2 protein-coding genes are annotated in these 4,371 nt (G+C 70.9%); one reads left to right on the top strand and one right to left on the bottom strand.

Annotation, left to right across the window (positions count from 1 at the left end; all coding sequences use genetic code 11):
• Positions 1-65: 65 nt before the first annotated feature.
• Entirely contained in the window at positions 66-1,028 is a 963-nt protein-coding gene (locus ACYVO6_RS41460) for a DUF2510 domain-containing protein (RefSeq protein ID WP_461070746.1), read from the bottom strand.
• Between the two features lie 284 nt (positions 1,029-1,312).
• Between ACYVO6_RS41460 and ACYVO6_RS41455 the strand changes: the two genes are divergently transcribed.
• Entirely contained in the window at positions 1,313-3,958 is a 2,646-nt protein-coding gene (locus ACYVO6_RS41455) for an ATP-binding protein (protein WP_461070744.1), read from the top strand.
• Positions 3,959-4,371: the final 413 nt, after the last annotated feature.

Genomic DNA, 4,371 nt, shown 5'->3' with positions numbered 1-4,371 from the left:
CGGGGTGGGATGCCTCCAGAGCGGAGAGGCACCCCACCCGGCCGGATCCATGTCACCGGATCCCGTCAGACGTTCTCCCCGCTGCCGCCACCGCCCGCGGCCTCTTTGATGCCCTTGGTGATCTCGTCGATCGCGGACAGCTTCGGGGCCTGCTCGCTCACGTCGATGCCGAAGCGGACGAGCACGAGCATCTCCGGGTTGGCGGGGGAGGGGAAGGCGAGCGACTCCACATAGCCGTCGTCGCCCTTGCTGGTGACGACCTTCCAGCGGACCATGTAGCCCTTCTCGCCCGCCACGGTCACCGCCTTGGAGGCGAGTTCGTCGTGCGAGGTGATCTTGCCGTAGGTCGCGCCGCCGTATGATTCCTGGGCGTTCTTGGAGATGTCCTCCTTCGCCGCCGCCTCGGCGGTGGTCGCCTTGATCTCCAGGACCGCGGCGGGCATCGAGTTGGCTCCGCCGCGTACGCACTCCTCCGAGGTGTCTCCGGGACAGGGATACGTCCCCGTCGACACCGAGGCGCCACCGATCTGCCCGGACCTGCCGGTCCAGCCGTCGGGCACGGGAATGCTGATGCCGCTCAGCGCGTCGGTGGCGTAACCCTCCTCGGTCTGCGGTCGTTCGGGCTGCCCCGGAGCCCCGCTCTCACCGCCGTCCGGTCCGCCCTGACCGCCGCCGTCCTGCCCCTGAGGGCCGGGCGAGGTGGGTGCCGGGCGGGCGTTGCTCTGATCGCCGCCGCCCGAACCGTCGCCCGCGGTCAGCGCGTACACGCCGCCGCCTATGCCCGTGAGGACCGCCACCGCCGCGGCGATCGCGATGCCCATCCGCAGGCCGCGGCGCGGAGAGACGGGCGGCGTGCCCGGGTACGCCCCGGCGTACGCGGGGTACGCCGACGGACCCCATGCGGCCGCCGCGTCGGCGGGACGGGTCTGCTCCGTCCACGCCTCTCCGTCCCACCAGCGCTGTGTGGCAGGGCCGTCACTTGTCTGCCCGGGGTCGGGGTACCAGCCGGGGGGAGTCACGTGGGTCATGGGGACACGGTATGTGGCTCGTGTGAAAGCGGGATGAGAGGACCCGGCCGACAGTCCAAGGTATTCGGGTCGACTGCCCGGGCATCCCGCCGACTCCCATGAATCTCCCGGCTGTTGACGCTCGACGACATTCGCCTGGCCTGGTCGGCGGCCCGTTCCGTCGCCTCTCGTCCACGACCGTCACCCGTGACGGCAACAGGTGGTCCGACCAGGCGCCAGGACGGCTCGGGGAGGACTAGGCTCATGGCCTGTACGTCATTTGGGCGACCTGGGGAGGTAGCGGGATGACGGAGTCTCCCCTCCGGGAGCGCGACGCGGAACTCTCCGCGATCGCGGAGGCCGTCGACGACCTGTGCGCCGGTTCGGCCGCGGGCAGCGTGCTGGTGTTCAGCGGCGAGGCCGGCATCGGAAAGACCGCACTGCTCGCCGAGGCCCGCCGGATGGCGCTGGACCGCCGCTGCACGGTGTGGTCGGCGCGCGGCGGCGAGACCCTCACGTCCGTCCCCTTCAATGTCGTACGGCAGTTGCTGCAGCCCGCGCTCGTATCGCTCATGCCGGACGAGGCGCGCGAGTACTTCGGCGACTGGTACGACATCGCCGGACCCGCCCTCGGTATAGCCGAAGCGGGCGAGCGCCAGGCCGATCCGCAGTATGTGTGCGACGGACTGGTCGTGGCGGTGCGCAGGCTCGCCCGGCGCGAGTGGCCACTGGTGCTGCTCGTGGACGACGCGCACTGGGCCGACGAGGAGACCCTGCACTGGCTGGCCACGTTCACCGACCGCCTCGACGACCTGCCCGTCCTCGTCGTGGTCGCCCGCCGCCCCGCAGGAGTCACCGGCGAGAGCGCCCGCCATCTCGACGCGATCGGCGCCAAGGCCGACCGGACCGCCACCCTGAGCGCGCTGACACCGGACGCCACGGCCGCACTCACCCGCGCCACGCTCGGCGAGCACGCCGACACCCCGTTCTGCCGCGAGGTGTGGGCGGTCACCGGCGGCAATCCGTACGAGACCGTGGAACTCCTCGCCAAGGTCCAGGACAGCGATCTCGAACCGGTTGAGAGCTCGGCCACCGAACTGCGCGGACTCAACCGGTCGGCGCGCGGCCGAGGCCTGGTCGACCGCCTCGAAACGCTCGGCGTCGACGCCACCCGCTTCGCTTGGGCCGCCGCGATCCTCGGCACCCGGATCTCCCTCGAACTCGCGGCCGAACTCGCCGGGATGCCGCTGGAGGACGCGGAGCACTGCGCGGAGCTGCTGGGTGCGGCCCGTATCCTCACCGGCGCCGACCGGGCGAACGGCGAAGTGGCCGACGGCGAGCTGGAGTTCGTCCACCCGCTGATCGCCGGCGCGGTCTACCGCTCGATCCCGGACGGCCTGCGCACCGCGATGCACGGCGTGGCCGCCTCGGTCGTCACCGCTTCGGGCCTCGGTGCCGCGGCGGCCTCCCGCCATCTCCTGGAAGTGCACCCGGACGACGACCCCGAACTCGTCGAGCAGATGCGCGAGGCCGCCCGCGAGCACCTCGCCGTCGGCGCCCCGGAGGCGGCCCGCCGCTGTCTGGAGCGCGCCCTGCTCGAACCCCCGCTGCCCGAGGTCCACGCGCGCGTGCTCTACGAGTTGGGCTGCGCCACCCTTCTCACCTCACCGGCCACCACGATCCAGCACCTGCGGGAGGCACTCACCCTGCATGGCCTCGATCGCGAACTGCGCGTCGACGCCGTCTGCCGTCTCGCCCAGGCGCTCGTCCACAACGACCAGCTGGAAGAGGCCGTCCGAACCATCGACGAGGAGGTCACCCGGCAGAAGCCGGGCCCCGACCGGATGCGGCTGCAGGCCGTGCACTACATGTGGGAGGGCCTCCACGCCGGCGAGCAGGACGCGCCCGGCCGCTCCCGCCGCCTCGCCGAACTCGTCAAGCCGCTCACCGGCCGCGACAACTCCGAGCGCGCCCTGCTCATCCTGCGCGCCTTCGATGCGACGACCCGCGGGGAGAACGCCGAGGAGGTCGTCGAACTGTGCGACCGCGCCCTCGTCAACGGCCGCCTCGCCCCCGGACTCGGCTGGACCGACACCGAGTGGACCTTCGAGCTCCTGATGATGCTCGGCGTCTCGTACACGTTCGCGGACCGCCTCGACCGCGCCGAAAGCCTCTTCACCGAGGCCCAGCGGTCGTACGAGATCGCCGGGTGGAGCGGCGGCCATCTGTCCCTCGCGCTCGCCTACGGCGGCTATGTGCACCGCAGACGGGGCCGCCTGAGGGATGCGGAGGACTTCCTGCGCGAGTCACTGCGGCTCATCGACCGTGTGGGCCGGCGCCTGCCCATGCACTGGTCGGTGGTCTGCATGCTCATCGACACGCTGCTCGCCCGCGGCCACGTCGGCGAGGCCGAGGAGATCGCCGAACGATACGCCTTCGAGCCGCCCCACCCGTCCACGAACGTCACCCCCGACACCCACTCCATCCGCGGCCGCCTCCTGATCGCCACCGGGCGCCTCGAGGAGGGCGTGAACGAGCTGGAGGTCGCCGAGAAGATGGCCGCCTCCCGCGGCGGTCACAACACCGTGATGGCGCCCTGGGCCGGCGAACTCGCCCGGGCACTCGCCGCCTCGGACCCCAGGCGCGCCGCGGAGATCGCGACCGACCTCCGCGCCCAGGCCGAGCGCTTCGGCACCGACACGGCCATAGGAGAGGCCCTCCGCTGCGCCGCCGCCCTGGAGACCGGCCCCCGCGCGGTCTCCCTCCATGCCCGCGCCGCCACCTACCTGGAAGCGTCCCCCTCCTCCTACGAACACGCCCTGGCCCGCGTCGACTATGGCATCGCGTCCCGCTCTGCGTCGGAACTGGAGCACGGGCTGACCTTGGCCCGGTCTTGCGGTGCGGACGGCTTGGCGGCCAGGGCGCAGGAGGCACTGGAGAGGCTGCGCTGACAGTTTTGCAGGCTCGGTCCTCGGCACCGTCTACTGCTCGAGCAGCCGGTCCGTGACCGCCTCCAGGCGCTTTTGTACGTCAGGGGCCGTCGTACGCGAGTATGTCCGAGACGTACTGCGGTGACGATTATCTGCACTTGACGTTCGGGGCCGGAGTTTTTTTCCGGCCCCGAACGTCCCTTATTCAGATGTCACCGAACATGGATCTCCTGCCGTGAGTGTGAAGGTGAATGATTCCCGGTGCGGGACGCTTGATCACATCTACCTGAGCTACCTGTCCGATCGCGGGAAGCTAGTGTGATGCGCCTGAAATCGCGGGCTTAAGTCTGTAGCCTGTTTTCATGTCTCGAGGTCCTCGTGCCGTCGAAGTTGTGCTGTCCGATGAGGAGCGTGCCGAGTTGCTGCGCTGGGCG

Source organism: Streptomyces pseudoechinosporeus, assembly GCF_054783935.1.
This window is presented reverse-complemented; position numbering and strand designations above follow the sequence as displayed.